Here is a 17,985-nt window from a genome sequence, read left to right as displayed (position 1 = left end):
AGGAAAGCGTAATGGGAAATCCATTTCCTGGAATGAACCCCTATTTAGAACAGCCACAACTTTGGCATCAAGTTCACAATCGTTTGATTGTAGCTATAGCTGATGATTTGACTCCTCAAATCGCGCCTAAATACCGAGTTTCCATCGAAGAGCGAGTTTATAAGAGTGTAGATGATATCTTACTTGTGGGAATCGCTGATGTCGCAGTTGCTAATCGTAATACTACAGATACTGGCACAACTTTGACTGCTGCAAAACTTACCGAACCCAGTAAAGTGAAAGTTCCCATACCTGAACAGTTAACTGAGCGATTTTTAGAGGTAAGAGCAACTCAAAGTAAAGAAGTAGTTGCTGTAATTGAAATACTTTCACCCAAAAATAAACGCTCCAAAGAAGGTAGAGCCGCTTACGAGAGCAAAAGACAGAAAATTTTGGCTTCTGCAACCAACTTGGTAGAAATCGACCTCTTGAGGCAAGGAGAGCCAATGCCTATTTTTGGAGCGACAGCCGCAGATTATAGTATTTTAGTCAGTCGCAGCTACAACAGACCTGATGCAGATTTATATACTTTCAACTTAAAAAACCCAATTCCTGTTTTTCCTGTGCCTTTGCGTGAGGGAGAATCTGAGCCAATAGTTGACTTGCAAAAGTTACTAAATCAAGTTTACGAACGTGCTAGATTTGACTTAGCAATTGATTATGCACAACCTTTAAAAATATTGCGCTCACCAGAGGAAGAAGCTTGGGTCAGAGAAATTTTACAGAGGATTTAGATCGGAGCGGAATGGCAAACTTGTTAATGGTATCACAATAACACTAATCATCCCCAGCGATCGCTCAAACAGTTTGCTGGGGATTTCTTATTTTTTACTGCCAAACGTAGATGAGGATAAACAAAATAATCCAAATAACATCGACGAAGTGCCAAAACAACGAGGTTGCATTGACGCCGAAGTGACCTGTTTCGTAGTTGCCAGGTATGAAAGAACGTACCAAAATTATCAACTGTAACAGGATACCTGTGAAAACGTGCAAACCGTGGAAGCCCGTTAACAGGTAAAATGTGCCACCGAATGTCCCGGAGGTGAAGCCAAACTCCAGGTGACTCCATTCAATCGCTTGTCCGACTAAAAAGTAAGTTCCCATTGCGATCGTAGCGAAGAGATACAGGCGAAACCCTTTCAAATCATGGCGTTGAAGGGCTTTTTCTGCTAAATAAATCACAAAGCTACTGGAAACTAGAATGACTGTATTGATTGCCGGATCTTTTACTTCTAATCCTGAAACACCAGCTGGTAGCCAGTTAGGAGTTGTTGTTTTGTAGATGATATATCCGGCGAAAAAACTTAAAAAGATAACGCTTTCGGACAGTAGGAAGACAATGAAGCCAAACATTTTGTTGCCTTCTTCGTCGTGGCTGTGTTCTGCGCTTGTCTGGTGCAATTCATTTGAATTGATATAGCTGTCCATTTTGCTTTTAGCTTGAGGGGGAATTTGAAACGCAAAGGAGAGGCAGCGCATTGCGGGGGTTCCCCCCGTTGTAGCGACTGCCGTCGCGGAGGGAACCGCAGAGGGGCGCGGAGGGTTTCTGTGGCTTCCCTTTGGGTTATTCTGGGAGGTTGGCTGTTAAGGGTTCTGATTTGCCGTAGCCGTAGGGTTTGGAGATGATGATGGGGATTTCTTCAAAGTTTTCTACTGGGGGGGGTGAAGAAACTAACCACTCTAGTCCAATTGCCCGCCAAGGATTAGCAGGTGCTTTCTCGCCTTGCATCCAAGAAATCACCATGTTGAATATGAAGGGCAAGGTGGACATTCCTAAGAGAAATCCGCCCACGCTAGCGATCACATTCCAGAATTGATACTCTGGGGCGTAGGAAGCAACTCGACGTAACATTCCTTGCAATCCTAATGGGTGCATAGGCAAAAAGTTAAGGTTGGTGCCGATGAAGGCTAACCAGAAGTGGATTTTGCCCCAGCTTTCGGAGTACATCCGCCCAGTCATTTTGGGGAACCAGTGATAGATGGCAGCAAATAAGCCCATCGTCACGGTGCCGTAAAGGACGTAGTGGAAGTGTCCCACCACAAAATAGGTATTGTTAACGTGGACATCGACCGGCACCGAGGAAAGCATGATCCCTGTGATGCCGGCGAACACAAACATGACTAATCCACCCAGAGCAAACAGCATGGGGGTATTTAGCCGCAGTTTACCGCCCCAAATAGTCGCTACCCAGGCAAATACTTTAATTCCCGTCGGTACAGATACACACATCGTTGTCATCATGAAAACCAACCGCATCCAGCCTGATGTACCACTGACGTACATGTGGTGTACCCAAACAATGCCGCTCACTCCTGCAATCAAGATGGATGAAATAGCAACTACTTTGTAACCAAATAGAGGTTTACGTGAATAAACTGGGAAGATTTCTGAGAAAATCGCAAAGACGGGCAAAATAATCACGTAAACGGCAGGGTGGGAGTAGAACCAGAAGTAATGCTGGAACATGACTGGATTTCCACCCTTGGCTGGGTCAAAAAAGCTAGTACCAACTGTGAGGTCGAGTAACAGCATCACCGCACCAGCTGTCAGTGCAGGTAGTCCGAAAAGTTGGATAATCTGGGCGCTAAACACTCCCCAGACAAACAAGGGCATCCGAAAGAAGCCCATTCCTGGCGCCCGCATCTTGACGATGGTGGTGACAAAGTTTACTGCCCCCATAATCGAGGATACGCCGGATATTGCCACCGCTAACAGCCAGATAACTTGACCATTTATTAAGTTACCTGTGGGATTCTGGAGACTGACTGGCGGGTAAGACCACCAACCGGCTTGGGCTGGTCCACCAGGGACGAAGAAGCTACCCATCATCAAAATCCCAACTACTGGCACCATCCAAAAGGCAACGGCGTTGAGGCGGGGAAATGCCATATCTCGCGCCCCAATCATCAGTGGCACTAGATAGTTAGCAAAACCAACTAGGGAGGGAAATGTCCACAAAAACAGCATTATAGTGCCGTGCATGGTGAACATCCCGTTGTAGACTGTGCGATCGACTAAATCTGATTCGGGTGTTAGTAGTTCTCCCCGCATCACCATCGCAAAGATACCGCCGACGAGAAAGAAGAAGAATGAGGTAACGAGATACTGGATACCAATAACTTTATGGTCTGTACTAAAGCTAAAGTATTCTTTCCAGTTACTTGGAGATTCGTGGTTAGGCTTCTCATTCGGGAGAAGAATACCTTCAATCGGAATATTAGTCATCGGTTAGTTTCCTTTTAACCAGGAGAATTCACTAGAGGAGGTGCAGCAGGTGGAACTGTAACCCAACCTGTTTTGACTGATTGATTGGATGTTTGGGCATACTCAGAAGCTGCCTGATTCTTTGCTGGAGATGGCTTTTGAGTTGCAGCTTGTGCTAGCCACTGCTGATAATCTTCAGGAGATTCGACGACTACATTCGCCTGCATCGTCGCAAAGTAGGTGCCGCTATATTGGGAATCGGTCAATCGGTATTGTCCGGGGCGGATAGGAGTAAATTCAAAGTCGATGCTCTGGTTGGGAATAATATCCTGCTTGAGGCGAAACGCAGGTATATAAAAGCCGTGGAGAACGTCTTGTGATTTGAGCGCTAAACGTATCCGGCGATCGCTCGGCAAATGCAATTCGGTACTGGTAATATCTTTTTCTGGGTAATGAAAAACCCACGCCCACTGTTTAGCTAGTACGTCGATTTTCTCAACGGGTTCTGCTAAAGCGTTAGCTGGTACTGATTCCATTGCTAGCGGATTATGCAGGTGAACTAATTCGGCTGGGCCTTGAATCCCCATTTGTTCATAAACTTGGTAGCTGTAACCCGCAATCCAAAACACCAAAAGAATTGGGATTGCTGTCCAGACAACTTCTAAGGTGACATTGCCATGAATTGGGGGGCCGTCGCTGAAGTCATCTTTCACTGCCCGATGGAAGATCACAGAATACATTAAAGTACTTGTTACTCCCAAGAAGATGAAGGCACCGAGGGTTACTAAGAAGCTAATCAAATCATCAATTAGTAGGGATTCGGCTGCTGCTTGGGGGGGAAGCCAAAAGTAAGCCTGCTTACCGATCCAGAGACTGGTAATAGTCACTGCGATCGCGCCTGTAAGCAGCGTCAAAATATTTAAAATCTTCTGGATTTTCATGGTCATTGGTTATTGGGCATGGGGCATTGGGCTAATGATTTATTTGAGTGTTGTGTTGAGGTCTTGGTGCGATCGCAACAAATTATCTGCTGTATTGTGTACGCCAAACTCGGTAGCGATTTGCGCTCCTAGTGTCCCGTGGACGTACATAATCAACATGATTGCTATGCCTCCCAACAGATAGCTCCATTGCACTTCTCTATCTGTCTGTTTATATTCTTGTTTGGCCCAAACGAAGCGCTGCCATCCTCTCCAGATGGTCATGCCAACAATCAGCGCTAATAACAACACACCACCTACACCATGCCAAAGCATAGTTTGCATTGCCTGCAATCCCCAGGCACTTTTCATATCAGCTGGTGGTGTTGCCAACAGCATTTCGTAAAAGCCTGCTCCCACTGTGAAAAATGTAATGATGCTGGCAGCTAGCATGTTGTACCAGCCAACATTAAATAAGTTGTCACGTTCCACAGTAATTGCTAAAAATTTAAAGACCCATTTTTCAAAGGGGAATAGAACACCAACAATATCAAAGGTCATCCCAATGATGAACAAACCTATTGTTAAATGGACTAAGTTGGGATGAATGGGAATTGTGTAAGGTAATCCGTTTGCGCCTAGAGAGCCGCTCAATTGGTCAATTAATTCTGAGTTCATCGCAACAGACCATCCTTTACTGCTTCCACTACTGGCACTGTATGCAATCCATACACCCAAACAAGTTCATCTCCGAGATATACCTGCAAGCCAACTATCAGGGTCAAAATTAACCCGGCTCCTAAATAATAAATTGGTATTTTTTGCGGGTTGCGAGAACGAATTACATAGCGCCAAGCTGTAATTGCGGTGATGATTCCCGAAAGCGACCAACCAATCAGTGTATGCAAATTCAGCACCGATTTAGCGAGGCTATAAGGTTGGGCTAAACCCGCTTCAAATTGACCAAAAATGATTGCGACGAAGATAGCGATCGTGGCAACTAACATATTCCACCAACTCACCTCAAAAAGACTGGCTTTACCAGTAAAATAGCCAACTACATCGCAGAAAAACGAAAACAATACCATCGCAATTACGAAGTGGACAACGATGGGATGAATCGTATCTGGATAGGGTAAATTGTGGTCGTTCAAAGATGTCAAATACTCAAGCATTGTCTTCTTGTTTTCTCCTGGACATATCTACTGCACTTTGGTCAATCAATTTTGGATTGCCAATTTTGGATTTTAGATTTATTCCGTCTCTGACGAGATATAAACCAGAAGACCCTAATCCAAAATCGAAAATCTAGAATCGCTAGTTAAACTTCAATGATTGATGGATACTCACTAATATCACCACAAGTATCCATCTATAGTTGACCGGAATATGTTCAATATGTGCGCCGTGCAATACGCTTAATCATGTCTTAGCTTTTTGCAGCTAAATCTAGTGAGCTTGCCTACAGTGAATAATTTTGATTGCGATTAATTTCCTCATGCCCATAGTCTGCAACAGCAATTTTTGGTGGAGCTAAAAAAATTGCTGTCGTTTGTTGATTTGCCTAACCTATCTTTTAGTTTAAGTAAATTTTTATGAATTGTCAAAACAATAATAATTAAAATTTTAAAAGTTAATTATTTAGCAAAAAAGTATTTTCAAAATGTATCGATTCTGGCATTAATTAAAATTTTAAAAACCCTAGATATAATATTTATTTGTAAAGTAGCTCACAATGATAAAATATTTATTTGTAATGCAAGGGACAAAATTATATAATCTTCATTCAGTAGTTGGTATAGAAGGGAATCAAGATACGGCAGATTGCAACAAGCGCCTCTGTACAGATTATTGTAAGGGCACAACATTATTGTGCCGCTACCTGTGTACCTCATTTACCTGAAAAACGCTGTAAGTTAGTAGCTGTAGTGAAACTGGAGAATACTGAAAGGATTTTATGAGCCATCAAGTCACACTAAGAAGATGTTTGGAAACTCTCTAGCCCTGGCGATTATAAATCGCGGTTCTATAGGCAAAACCCACACTTGCCTACGAGAGGCTCCGCCAACGACAAGCTCAGTGAGCGCCGGCGTGGGTTAAAAACTCTTAATTTTCTCTTAGTCCACCGAGGTAGACTTGATTCGTGTAGTAGTGAATTATATTCGCCCAATACTTTTAAAACATCCTCGAAAATTTAAACCCACATTCTACAGGTGTGAGGGCTAAACAAGTGTCGTTTAAAATTGTGGTAATTGGTACTTCTTTGGGCGGATTATCAGCATTAAAAATTATCCTGGGGAACTTACCAGCAGATTTCCTGGTGCCGATCGCGATCGTGCAACACCGTCACAAGGATTCTAATAACACACTCCAGGAATTATTACAAGAATCCAGTTTGTTGCCGATTCGAGAAGTGGAAGACAAAGACGAAATACTATCAGGACATATCTACCTAGCTCCAGCAGATTATCACTTGCTGGTTGAACTAGATCACTTTGCTCTTTCGACTGATCAGCCTGTTTCCTATGCCAGACCATCTATTGATGTACTATTTGAATCAGCGGCCGATGTCTATGGTGAGCAAGTTATTGGTGTAATATTGACAGGAGCAAATCAAGATGGTAGGCAAGGTCTGAAGAAAATAAAAGCACGGGGAGGACTGACTATTGTACAGGAACCTGCCACAGCTGAGAGCGACGTTATGCCAGAGGCAGCAATCTCTGCTGTTGCAGTAGACTGGATTTTGACACTCTCAAACATTGCTTCCCAAATGGTCAAGCTTTGTCACTTATCACGGAAATAAACCCATGCAGATGGAACCCAAAGTAAACATCCTCCTAGTGGATGATAAGCTAGAAAATTTGCTGGCACTAGAGGCAATCCTAGAAAAACTGGGAGAGAATCTCGTGAGAGCTACTTCTGGGGAAGAAGCTTTGAGGTGTCTGCTACATCAAGACTTTGCAGTAATTTTGCTTGATGTACAAATGCCAGGGATGGATGGCTTTGAAACTGCTACCTTGATTCGCAATCGGGGGCGATCGCGTCACACTCCAATTATCTTTCTCACCGCCTTTAGCACCAGCGACCAAATGCTGTTTAAAGGCTATGCCTTGGGTGCAGTTGATTATCTGCTCAAACCATTAGACCCGAATATCTTGACTTCTAAAGTCATAGTATTCGTAGAACTATTTAAGAAAACAGAAGCCGTCAAGCAACAAGCCGCGCAACTGGTAGCTATGAATGGTTCACTCAGGCAAAGTGAAGAACGATTGCGATCGCTGAGTACCTGTTCACCCGTTGGCATTTTTGAAATTGATACTGAAGGAGGATGTAGATATACTAATCCCCGCTATCAGGCCATTTGTGATTTGCAAGCGGCAGAGAGTTTAGAAAAAAGATGGCTAGAATCAGTTCATCCAGAAGATCGAGAACGAGCAGTTAGCAGTTGGTCTAACTACATTCGTCAAAGTCGTGACTACTCTGAAGAGTTTCGCTTTCAAACTGCTTACGGTAGCATCCGTTGGGTTCAGGTTCGCTCATCACCAATGCTTTCCGGTCAAGGAGAATTGCTAGGATATGTCGGCACCCTCGAAGATATTACTGAACGCAAACAAGCAGAAGAAGTCCGCGCTCAAGTGATTCGAGAACAGACGGCAAGGGCTGAAGCAGAAGCAGCAAATCGGATGAAAGATGAGTTTCTCGCCGTACTCTCCCACGAACTCCGCACACCCCTAACCTCAATGCTGGGCTGGTCAAAAATCCTCCGCTCTAAGAAACTTGATGAGAAAGCCACTTCCCGCGCCTTGGAAGCGATCGAACGCAATGCCATATCTCAGATGCAACTAATTGAGGATATCTTAGATGTATCCCGGATTATCCGGGGTCAGCTGCGGTTAAATGTAGCTGCGGTGAATCTGCTCTCGGTGATGGAGGCAGCTTTAGAAGCAGTGCGTCCCCTAGCAGAGCCAAAAGATATCAAGTTAAATACTTTCCTGGATACTTCGGTAGGGTCAGTTTATGGCGATCCAGCCCGGTTACAGCAAGTTGTCTGGAACCTACTAACTAATGCCATTAAGTTTACCCCCAAGGGTGGCAGGGTAGAAGTGAATCTGTCAGTAGTCTGTGGTGAAGGACAACAAACAACTCACAAATACGCCCAAATTCAAGTGATCGATACGGGCATTGGTATTAGTTCGGAGTTTTTACCCAAAGTATTTGAGCGTTTCCGGCAAGCAGACAGCACCACAACGCGATCGCACAATGGACTAGGACTAGGACTAGCGATCGTTCGCCATCTAGTGGAACTGCACGAGGGTACAATTTTTGCCGAAAGTTTAGGCAGTGGACAAGGAGCAACCTTTACTGTCAGACTGCCACTGCTACAAGATAATAGGGGTAATAAAGGAAGTAGAGAAGAAACTTCCTCCCTTGTGGTATCGATGCCTCTGACTGGATTAAGAGTTTTAGTTGTAGATGATGAAACAGATACCCGTAACTTTCTCAGTTTTATGTTTGAGGAGTATGGAGCGATCGCCACTGCGGTAGCATCAGTTGATGAAGCGCTAGCAATAGTTGAACAAGCAAAACTAGATATCCTAATTAGCGACATCGGCATGTCAGAGCAAGATGGTTATACACTGATTCGCAAACTGCGCTCTTTGGAACCAGAAAAAGGCGGATGTATCCCGGCGATCGCTTTAACAGCATACACGCGAGAGGAAGACCGCCTAGAAGCGCTAAGAGCAGGGTTTCAGCAGCATTTATCTAAGCCAATTGACCCCACTAAATTAATTGCTATGGTTGCCAATGTATTAAAACTACCTCTGGAAATTTCGGCGAGTTGATTTGGGAGTGGGGAATCTCATTTCTTTACTCAGGACTGGGAAAAGAGAAACTGTTTTGCTCAATGCCCAATTAAACCTTAATTTTGGCGAATAAAGACTCGTATTGTTTTATTATTGATGGGGGTAAGGGAAGCAAAAATTCACTTTTATTGAAAATTTTGCGTAGGCGTAGCCCGTCGTAGACATCGCTCTTCAATAAGCTCCATAATGGTTCTTCAATATCGGAAGCGACAATATCTGTAGAAATTGGCGAATTACTTTTGGTCAGCACCGAAATTTGTTTAGCTGTGCTTGGTTCCCAACAAAAATCAATCCATTGAGCTGATAAAGTATTCCTAGTAATACCTGCCGGACGTACCCATAAGTCTGCCCAGATTGCTGTTCCTGACTGCGGGATAACTGCTGCAAGTTGGGGATAACGTCCCAAAACTGGCAGCACATCGCTTGACCAACCAACAGCTAGCCAAGTGTCTCCCATAATTAGAGGTTCCAAGTAGTTATTGGAACTGTAGAACTTCACCTGTTGGTTTAATGTCTGTAATTCTTTTTCTAAGTCTGGTACTTGGTCAAGATTCTCTGTATTGTAAGATTTTCCTAGCTTCTTTAAGACCAGACCAATAACTTCTCGTGGTTGATCAAGTAGGGAAATGTGCTGCTGCATTTCATCTCGCCATAAATCACTCCAATCTTTGGGTGTCCATCCCAATTTTCGCAACTTGTCACGGTTATAAACAATCACCGTGCTACCCCAACGGTAAGGCGCACCCCACACCTTCCCTTGAGTGTCCAAGTTACCTTCGTCGTTCCGCGTTACTAATTTCTTCCAGCTTTCATCTAAAACAGACCACTGCTTTAATTGGTTTCCCTCTACCTCTTGGAGTGGTTGAATCAATTTCTGCTCAATAGCTGCTTTTAGCCAGTAATCGCCCAATGTCACTAGGTCTGCGTCAGCTGTTTTTTGATCTTGTATAAAGGGTATAAAGCGACGTATAAAGGGTATAAAGTGCCTCCATCCCTGCTCATCAGTGGCTTTTGGTTTCTGCTGCCAATTTTGTAATTGCTGAAATAAATCCTGTATCTGCTCAACAGGAGCAAACTTTAACTGCGCCTGTTCCTGCAAACCTTTGTGGAACTGATTCACCACTTGACCAGGTATAGAACCTTTTAATAACTGTACTTTTAGTTGCCTCTGGTTCTTTCCACCACAGCCAAAAAGCAGTTGGGAAAGTGCCAATGTACTTGTGCCTAGCAAAAAAGACCGTCGTTCCATTGATTTTAAATTTGAGATTTTTGATTATACCTAAAGGCACAGAATGTTACTACAAATTAATGAAATGCTGTACTTAGCAGTTCAAGTTGGGCTTCAATGGCTGCCAAAAGTTGGTGTTGCTGCCAATCTTGGCTAAGATGGGCGGCTATGCAAGCGGCTCCAGCACCCATGCCTTCTTTGACAAAGCCCTGCTCATAAGCTCTCAGTTGGGGATAACGAGAATCAGCAAAGCTCAGATGAGTTGCTAATAAAGGAGGGGTTCCTCCACTCTGAGTTAAGCTGCCTTTTCCTAAACTGAGGGCTAAGTCAACTGTAGCGCCAGTAGGGTCTTCTGCTACCCAGCGAGTTGTGCCGACAACTACTGCTTCTGGTCGCCATGATAAAGTGTAAGCTTGAGCGATCGCACTCACTAGCGCATAAACCGCCAACATTTGCGTCCCACCAGCCAGCATTACACCACAACTACGACTAGCTGCGATCGCCATCCCAGCTACCACCACTTGCATCGGATCACCCACGCCGGCAACGAGTTGTAAAGGATCAACGGAATTTTGGCTTTGATATTGGAAGTTTATCTCCCCCGGTTCCCTACTCCCCATCATCTTCTCCAGCCCAGCTTGCACTAAATCCCACTTTTGCGCGTGGTTACAAACAGGGTGGCTACTGTTAACTTTTCCGGCAGCATCTATACCTAAACCAGTTAAGATTGCCAGGGCAGTTGTAGTACCTCCAACGACGCACTCACCGAGAATCAGATATCCCTGTTGGATATTGGCAGCAAGGCGTTCTCCCCAAAGTAGCCCTTGTTTAAACAAGTGGTGTACCGTTGTAATTTCCATAGCAGCACCTCCACTTAAACACTTAGCGGCAGCGCCACCCAAATCAATTACTGGCACAGCAGGAGGCTGGGGTAAACCAGCATTAAACAAATGAACTGGTATTTTTAGCGACTCAAAAACAGCGCGAGAAATCAGCACAGGCGAAGCCCCAGCCGCTAATGGTGGTAAGGGATATTGGGCTTTATGTTCTGCGCCATAATACAAAAACTCGGCATCGGCACAAGCGGTATATTTCCGATCCTCTGGAGTGCGACCAGCCGCTGAAATTCCTGGAATTAAACCAGTTTCAGTAAATCCTAAAACACAAGCAAATACGGGTAGACAACCACGATACCGTCGTAGCCATTTTTCACTCTGTTCTTTTTGGGTATAAATCCGAATTTGGGCATTGGGCATTGGGCATGGGGCATTGGGCATTGGTGATTAGTTAGGACTTCATCATTTAACGAAAGACTAATGACTAATGATTAATAATTATCCCTCATAATCCATAAGGACTTGTACCCAGCGTGGGGGACGGGGAATGGGATTGCCCAAGCGGTCGAAAAGGAACCATGCTGCCAGGTGTACTACAAAAAGGTAGATAAAGTTGTTGAGTAGAATTAGAGCGATCGCTGCCACTTGAATCAAAAACACACTGGGACTCGCTAATAAACTCAAGTTAAAAAATACCCACTTAAGGATCTCAGTCGCCTGGGTAATCGCATAAATCCACAGGTCTTGACCGGACAAAACAGACAGCAACCACAGCTGAAAAAAGACTCCTAAAGTACCCAACAGCGTACCCAAGGTGATAGAAACAATCCAGGGAACACGACGATACCACGCTGCACCCAAAAGCACGCCCATAAATCCGTAGGGCATGACAAATAGCAAACTGCGAGACGGTCCCATCAGTACCATCAGCAGTAACCCGCAGGTGAGTGCCGCCATCCATGCCGCACGTTTGCCCCAACGCAAATAAACTAGTGCGATCGGCACCGGAAAAAATATCCGCAAAACTGGCCCCAAGGGAAAGTAGAAATTAATAAACCAAATCAAGCTAGCGGTACTCGCTAAAAATGCCGTTTCTACCATCCTCAAAGGTGCATCAGCCTTGACTTGAGGAGGCATTAACTGCTGTTCTTTGTCTAACCAATGATTGTGGGGAGTTGGAGATTTAGGGGATGGATCTTTCTCCGGCTCATCTGGGAGAGAATCTAAAATACTCATATCTGACAAGTTCTTAAACGATCATTCTTTCCAAGGCTGACAAATCGGGAATACAAACAGTATCTTGATCCCGTTTAATCAAGCCTTTTTTTTCTAGCCTTGTCAACACTCGTGTCACCGTTTCCCGCGCCAGTCCGCTCAAACTACTCAATTCCCGATGAGGTAAATTGGGGATTTCGGTTCCTGTTTGCCCTTTTTTTCCCTGCCCTTCTGCTAAAAATAGCAACGTATCTGCTACCCGTGACTGGCTATCAGATTCCCGCAAGCGCAATCGCCGATTTACTTGCCGCAAACGTCGCGCCATTAGTTGCGCTAATCGAACTCCCGCTAAGGGTTCTATCTGAAGCAACTTGACAAAATCCTGAGCAGGCATACTGCCAATTACCGTCGGGGCTAAGGTAATCACATCTGTAGATCGAGGTACTTCATCTAGCGCCGCCATTTCACCAAACAATTCCCCTTTGCCAAGAATATTCAGCGTTACCTCTTTTCCTTCCAGATTGTAGGTGCGAATTTTTACCCATCCGTCCAGAATAAAATACACAGAACCGCCCCAGTCATTTTCCAGCAGAATCACCTGATTGGCTGGGTGAGTGCGGGTGACAAGATGGATCAGGGCTGATTCCACAGCAGCTTCTGGCAACCCTTGAAAAAAGGGAGCCGAGTTGATCATCCAGGGATTAGCCTGTGCTTGCAAGCTATATCGGTCTTCCATTACGACATTTTTATTCAAGCTGCTATATACACACAACAAACAAGAGCGCCATTTTTAGCCTAAGCTATCATTGCATAGCTCCCTTTCAAAGAGAAAACTAAACTATGCTACATAAGAAAGCGATAAGAACGTTTTTCTAAATGATCTTTACCTATAAGTTTAAACGGGGTAAAAGTTTTGCAAAAAGTAGTTTATAGCCGGCGGTTGTATTGCTTAGGGGTTAGTTAAGAATATAGGCAAACAACATCAATGATACTAAAGTGAGTAAATTATTGCTCAGGTATTTTAGCAATTTTCCAAAATAGGCAACCAATGAGCTACAAAACTAAGCTTCTTAAACAAACGCTGACTGAAGATTGCCACGATTCCCAGTAATTCATAACATAATGAGTGTCAAAAGTCCAAGCAGCGGCTTTTGACACTCAAAATTTACCCGATGGTCGAGGCTGCACGTAGTTTGCTTCCCCATCGGGGTATGGTAATTGTAAAGTAATTGTCACATTAGTTGACATACATTTCTAGGTAAGGTAACAAAAGTGACTTTCAGTGCAGATGAAATCCAAAAGCTGATCGCAGACATTGACAACTTACTTGCCAACGGTGGCAAGCGCCTGTCTAAATTTCTGTCTGGTCAGGCGCAAGAGCCTAAAGAAGTTTTAGAACGAATTCGCAACTTCTTGGTGAGGTTACAAGAAAAAGAAGCGTTAGAGAGGGGCATCCAAAATCAGTCTTCTGAAGAATTGCGTTCGCCCTTGTCAACAAAACTTATTGATCATGGTAATAACCAGTATCCCCTACCGCCGCTTCAACCCAGCCAGGAACAGAGTGCTGTTGGAGCAGGACAATTAAAAAGTGAATTTTCGAGATTGATCGAGCCATTGCGATCGGAATTAGAAGGGCTATTGCAAGAAAGAGCCACTCTCATACAAGAAATTCGGCAGTTAGAGCAAAGGCGATTGCAAAACTTCTCCTTAGCGCAGCAGTTGACAAACCAGGATCAGATGATTACCGAGTTTTTACAGGTACTCATGAGTCGTCTTGTGCCAACTTTAACGCCACTGGTAGCACAAACGGGGGAAAATTCCGTCAGTTCTTCAGAAGTAAATCACGTAACCTCTGCAACTCAACATTTTTTAGAATCACCAGACAGTGTGGAGCGGTTAACCCAGCTAGCCAGGGAGTTGGATCAACGCCTATTATCACTAGATGGGACGGTGAATGTAGTCTTTGATGCGCTACAGCGCAACATTAATACTTATTATGAATCCCTGTCGCAAGCCGTGGCAAGAATGCATAGCAAGGGGATGCAAGGCGAACAGCTGATGACCAGCTTTCTCAACAATTTGACTCAGAATTTGCAGCAACAATCCTCTAGTTCTCAGTCATCTTTTCTGGGGGTAGAATCTGAGACACCACCATCATTGCTTGAAGTTGCGCCCCAGCCCTTGGAGTTTATACAGCCAGAAACTTCATCTTCACTGACAATTAATTCTGAGCAACAAGAGACTACCCTCACAGAAGATTTAGATGCAGCGCTGTTGCAGCTTGGTTTACACTCGTCTGAATATTCTGAAACCGCGACCGAATTACCGCAAGATATTTCTGCGTTAATTGGTGATGAAGTAGACCAACTTTACGCCAGTTTGTTTGGTACTGATGATGTTAATAATTCCAGCCTTGATGTTGACTTATCTGCTTCTACAGCGCCCCCCTCAACGCTGAACATCGCTGAGGGCGCATCTGTACCTTCAATACTGGATATAGATCTTTCAACCCAAGAGACTTTGGTAGAAAGCACAGATTCATCATCAGACCCACAGTCAGAACTATTTTTTGGAGAGGATACTGACCAAGATTCGCTTGTTAGCTTGTTTACGCCACAAACAGACAGTTTCCCGGTGCAACTCGACACTCAGCCAACTAGTGTTGATACAATTAATACCCTAACTGACCTATTGCCTGATACAGGTAGTGAGCAGCAACTGTTGGAAGTATTATCTTCTGGGGATAATGCGACAACTACAGCACCAGTTGCTCCAGAAGTAGCAGAAATTGCGATCGCATACCCCTACGGGGAAGCAAGTTACGCGCAGCCTCTGCTAGAGATGCCTAGCGAAGGTATCGCCACATCGGAAGTATTAATTAATGATGATCAGCCAGAACCATCTTCAGATAACTACATTACTGCTTCACCCCAAGAAAACTTGCTTTCTGTTGAGTCAAACCAGTCTCCAGTCGTACCTAATATTTCTTTAGATGAAGAACAGTTGCAGCAATTAGATCGAGATTTGGCTAATTTTGATCGGCAGCTAAATTCGGAGTTGCAGCCAGATACTAACTTGAATATTTTCTCGGAACTAATTAGTAACACTCAAGACACAATCCCTACAACTTCCCCTGAGCCGCAAACAGAAAATCTCCAAATAGCAGAGAATACCTCAACTACTGTACCCCAGGTAGAAACTGAACAAAAGGAAGTCATAACTACTGTTCAAGTAAGTTCTTTATCTTCAATTTCCAACTCCATAAATAATCCAGAAGTTTCCCTCAATGTTCTAGAATCAGTCTGGTATTTAGGAATTGATTTAGGTACAACAGGAATTTCTGCCGCATTATTAAATCGCTCAACTTTTGTTGTACATCCTATCTACTGGTCAGCAGAAAATCCGCCGGGAACAAGTTCGTTTCAGCAATCATTTCGTTTACCAACAGAGGTTTATCTGCCTACAGCTTCTATACCCCAGGGTGAAAATGAGAGTATCGAAGCACATGAGCAGATAGCACCTGCGGCTGTTGCCCAAGATAATGCGCCTGACCACTCGGCCACCACTCCTGCAACACCGAGATCGACAGCAGAAGCGACGATAAATAATCTCTACTCGGCGCAGTTGAAGCCCTATTTACAAGTAGCTATTCCCTACAAGAGTGAACGGCAAAAATGGGAACCTGTTTTGCAATTAAATGAATTTTCGGCAGGCCCTTTGATTTGGGTTGTGCGATCGCTCTCTAAGCTACTATTAACCCTCAAATCCGACCAAACAAGTACTACACCTAGTTTAATGGTTGCTGCTGTTGGGATCAGCGAAGAAAATTTTCCGCAGATTATCAGTAATATTGCTGGTGTAATTTGTACCTGTCCATCTAGCTGGTCGGAACAATACCGCTTTAACGTGCGCGAAGCTTTACTCACTAGCAAACTGATCCAACATCCGCAGCAAGTCTTTTTTGTGGAAGAAGCGATCGCTAGTCTACTCCCAGAACTCGATGCTGGTAACGGTGAGCAAGTAAAATTAAGCAATAGTCAAGGTTCTCATCCAGCAAAAACCAGCGAACATCCGATTGTTGGCAATACCCTGGTGATTAATATTGGAACAGCTGCCACAGAAATGTTGCTGGTCGATGTACCAGAAACCTTACTGCAATTGACATACAATGATTTCATGCTTCACAGTTTTGCATACGCTGGCAAGGGAATTGAACAAGATATTATCTGCCAGCTGCTATTGCCACCTAAATCTCGGCAATCACGCTCCGAAACACCAAGCGATGGCCAAACTATTACCACTAATCCTTGGCAATGGCAACCCTCAATTCCGGGTTTAGACCAAATGCGTTGGCAGAGTTTAGGGTTGGAAGAATTAGAACTACCCAGAGTCGGAGAACCAGATATTATCGCTCGGATTCGCCTCCAGCAACGTCTAGAAAGTTCTCTACTGGGACAGGCGGTATTAGATGCGGCACTAGCCCTAAAGTTGATTTTGCAACACCAAGACTCTTTTACCCTGGAATTGGCCGATCAGCAGTGGATTTTGCAGCGACGAGACTTAGAAAGCCAGGTATTTATCCCCTTTGTGCGCCGCATCAACCGAGAACTCAACAAATTATTGGTAGCTCGTGGCATCCCTACAGAAGCAATTAATCAAGCTATCCTGACTGGTGGGGTGGCTTGTGTCGGGACGGTGAACCGATGGCTACGGCAAAAACTCCCCAACTCTAAGATTATTCAAGATTTATATCTTGGCGAAAACGGCGCTCCTAATTGCAGTCGGGTTGCCTATGGTTTGGCAATGCTGCCTCTACATCCCCAGATATTAGATATACCCAGGCAACAATACACTGATTATTTCCTATTTACAGAATTGCTGCGGCTGCTACCAGATCGACCCTTATCTTTCGGTGAAGTTATCCAGTTATTTGAAGGTCGTGGGATCAATACTCGCACTTGTCAGGAACGCCTGCTAGCTTTTTTAGAAGGTGAACTGCCTTCAGGTTTGATACCTTCAGTCACAGACTCAGCTTGGCTTACCCAGAGTTCGCAACAAAATCCTGACTATCAGGCGATCGCCACAGCACCACTTTTTGAAAAACAAGGGAGTCTCACTTATCGTCCCAATTCCCAACAACTGTTGTCTTTGCGTCGCTATTTAGATGCAATCAAGGCTAGTAATCAGCAATCACTGGAGGAACCATATACGGTGAATTTCGACTTAGAGGTTCATCGTTGAGACTTCACGCTGGAAATAAGCATACTACTACTTTGTCAAGCAAGTAATGAAGAGTTTGTAGTAAGCACTAAAGTTAAAGTCCTTATACCAATTTGAAAAATCATTGCGACAGATGCAAACCTGAAACGCTTATCCAATGGATGTTTCACAATCCAAAATCTCAAATCTCAAATGGTATTACCCTTCTCCAGACAAAGACGCGCAAGGGACGGGTGACGCTCGAACGCTAACAGCGAGCCTTAGACAAAACACGCTAACGTTGCTCATAGGGGAAACACCCTGTTCCTGCGCTGACTCACTACGAACTTGCTTACCCATCAATTTAAACTTGACAGACTACTAGGGTGTGTCATCAAATAGGCATCAATCTATTTTAGAATTAGTGGCTGATGGAAAATTCAGAAGAGTGAGGAGTGTTATCATGACACGTCGT

The 17,985-nt window shown here is 44.2% G+C and carries 13 protein-coding genes; 4 read left to right on the top strand and 9 right to left on the bottom strand.

Features of this window, described 5'->3' with window-relative positions; translation table 11 throughout:
- Positions 1–11: 11 nt before the first annotated feature.
- A complete protein-coding gene (locus tag V7K15_RS00905) occupies positions 12–773 on the top strand; it encodes a DUF4058 family protein (protein WP_334902173.1) in 762 nt (253 codons plus the stop codon).
- Between the two features lie 94 nt (positions 774–867).
- Here V7K15_RS00905 and V7K15_RS00900 read toward each other — a convergent pair whose 3' ends face one another.
- The 5 genes from V7K15_RS00900 to V7K15_RS00880 form a co-directional block, all read right to left on the bottom strand.
- Entirely contained in the window at positions 868–1,470 is a 603-nt protein-coding gene (locus V7K15_RS00900; RefSeq protein ID WP_334902171.1) for a cytochrome c oxidase subunit 3, read from the bottom strand.
- Between the two features lie 136 nt (positions 1,471–1,606).
- Positions 1,607–3,268 (bottom strand): cytochrome c oxidase subunit I, encoded by a 1,662-nt coding sequence (gene ctaD, locus V7K15_RS00895; RefSeq protein WP_334902169.1) that lies wholly within the window; start codon positions 3,266–3,268, stop codon positions 1,607–1,609.
- Between the two features lie 14 nt (positions 3,269–3,282).
- Positions 3,283–4,188, bottom strand: a complete 906-nt coding sequence (locus tag V7K15_RS00890) for a cytochrome c oxidase subunit II (protein WP_334902386.1) — start codon at positions 4,186–4,188, stop codon at positions 3,283–3,285.
- 39 nt (positions 4,189–4,227) lie between these two features.
- Positions 4,228–4,845, bottom strand: a complete 618-nt coding sequence (locus tag V7K15_RS00885) for a DUF2231 domain-containing protein (protein ID WP_334902167.1) — start codon at positions 4,843–4,845, stop codon at positions 4,228–4,230.
- The gene (locus tag V7K15_RS00880) at positions 4,842–5,342 is read right to left on the bottom strand and encodes a DUF2231 domain-containing protein (protein WP_334902166.1); all 501 of its coding nucleotides are present in this window, start codon (positions 5,340–5,342) and stop codon (positions 4,842–4,844) included. The genes V7K15_RS00885 and V7K15_RS00880 overlap by 4 nt, the downstream gene beginning before the upstream one ends.
- Before the next feature lie 1,055 nt (positions 5,343–6,397).
- Between V7K15_RS00880 and V7K15_RS00875 the strand changes: the two genes are divergently transcribed.
- The gene (locus tag V7K15_RS00875; protein ID WP_334902164.1) at positions 6,398–6,970 is read left to right on the top strand and encodes a chemotaxis protein CheB; all 573 of its coding nucleotides are present in this window, start codon (positions 6,398–6,400) and stop codon (positions 6,968–6,970) included.
- Positions 6,971–6,974: 4 nt separating this feature from the next.
- A complete protein-coding gene (locus V7K15_RS00870) occupies positions 6,975–9,011 on the top strand; it encodes a hybrid sensor histidine kinase/response regulator (protein WP_334902162.1) in 2,037 nt (678 codons plus the stop codon).
- A gap of 70 nt (positions 9,012–9,081) precedes the next feature.
- Here the strand turns inward: V7K15_RS00870 and V7K15_RS00865 are convergent, their stop codons facing one another.
- The 4 genes from V7K15_RS00865 to V7K15_RS00850 all read right to left on the bottom strand — a co-directional run bounded on the left by V7K15_RS00865 (position 9,082) and on the right by V7K15_RS00850 (position 13,047).
- A complete protein-coding gene (locus tag V7K15_RS00865; protein WP_334902161.1) occupies positions 9,082–10,281 on the bottom strand; it encodes an extracellular solute-binding protein in 1,200 nt (399 codons plus the stop codon).
- A gap of 56 nt (positions 10,282–10,337) precedes the next feature.
- A complete protein-coding gene (gene cobT, locus V7K15_RS00860; protein WP_334902384.1) occupies positions 10,338–11,516 on the bottom strand; it encodes a nicotinate mononucleotide-dependent phosphoribosyltransferase CobT in 1,179 nt (392 codons plus the stop codon).
- Positions 11,517–11,594: 78 nt separating this feature from the next.
- Positions 11,595–12,332 (bottom strand): DUF2232 domain-containing protein, encoded by a 738-nt coding sequence (locus V7K15_RS00855; RefSeq protein WP_334902159.1) that lies wholly within the window; start codon positions 12,330–12,332, stop codon positions 11,595–11,597.
- Positions 12,333–12,345: 13 nt separating this feature from the next.
- Positions 12,346–13,047 carry a Crp/Fnr family transcriptional regulator gene (locus tag V7K15_RS00850; protein WP_334902157.1) on the bottom strand — a complete coding sequence of 234 codons (702 nt, stop codon included), beginning with the start codon at positions 13,045–13,047 and terminating at the stop codon, positions 12,346–12,348.
- Between the two features lie 536 nt (positions 13,048–13,583).
- Between V7K15_RS00850 and V7K15_RS00845 the strand changes: the two genes are divergently transcribed.
- Positions 13,584–17,552: a hypothetical protein gene (locus tag V7K15_RS00845; RefSeq protein ID WP_334902155.1), complete on the top strand. Its 3,969-nt coding sequence runs from the start codon at positions 13,584–13,586 to the stop codon at positions 17,550–17,552.
- Positions 17,553–17,985: the final 433 nt, after the last annotated feature.

The organism is Nostoc sp. (assembly GCF_036919815.1).
Taxonomy (GTDB): Bacteria; Cyanobacteriota; Cyanobacteriia; order Cyanobacteriales; family Nostocaceae; genus Nostoc.
The sequence above is the reverse complement of the archived record's forward strand: the minus strand, read 5'-3'. Positions and strand labels throughout refer to the sequence as shown.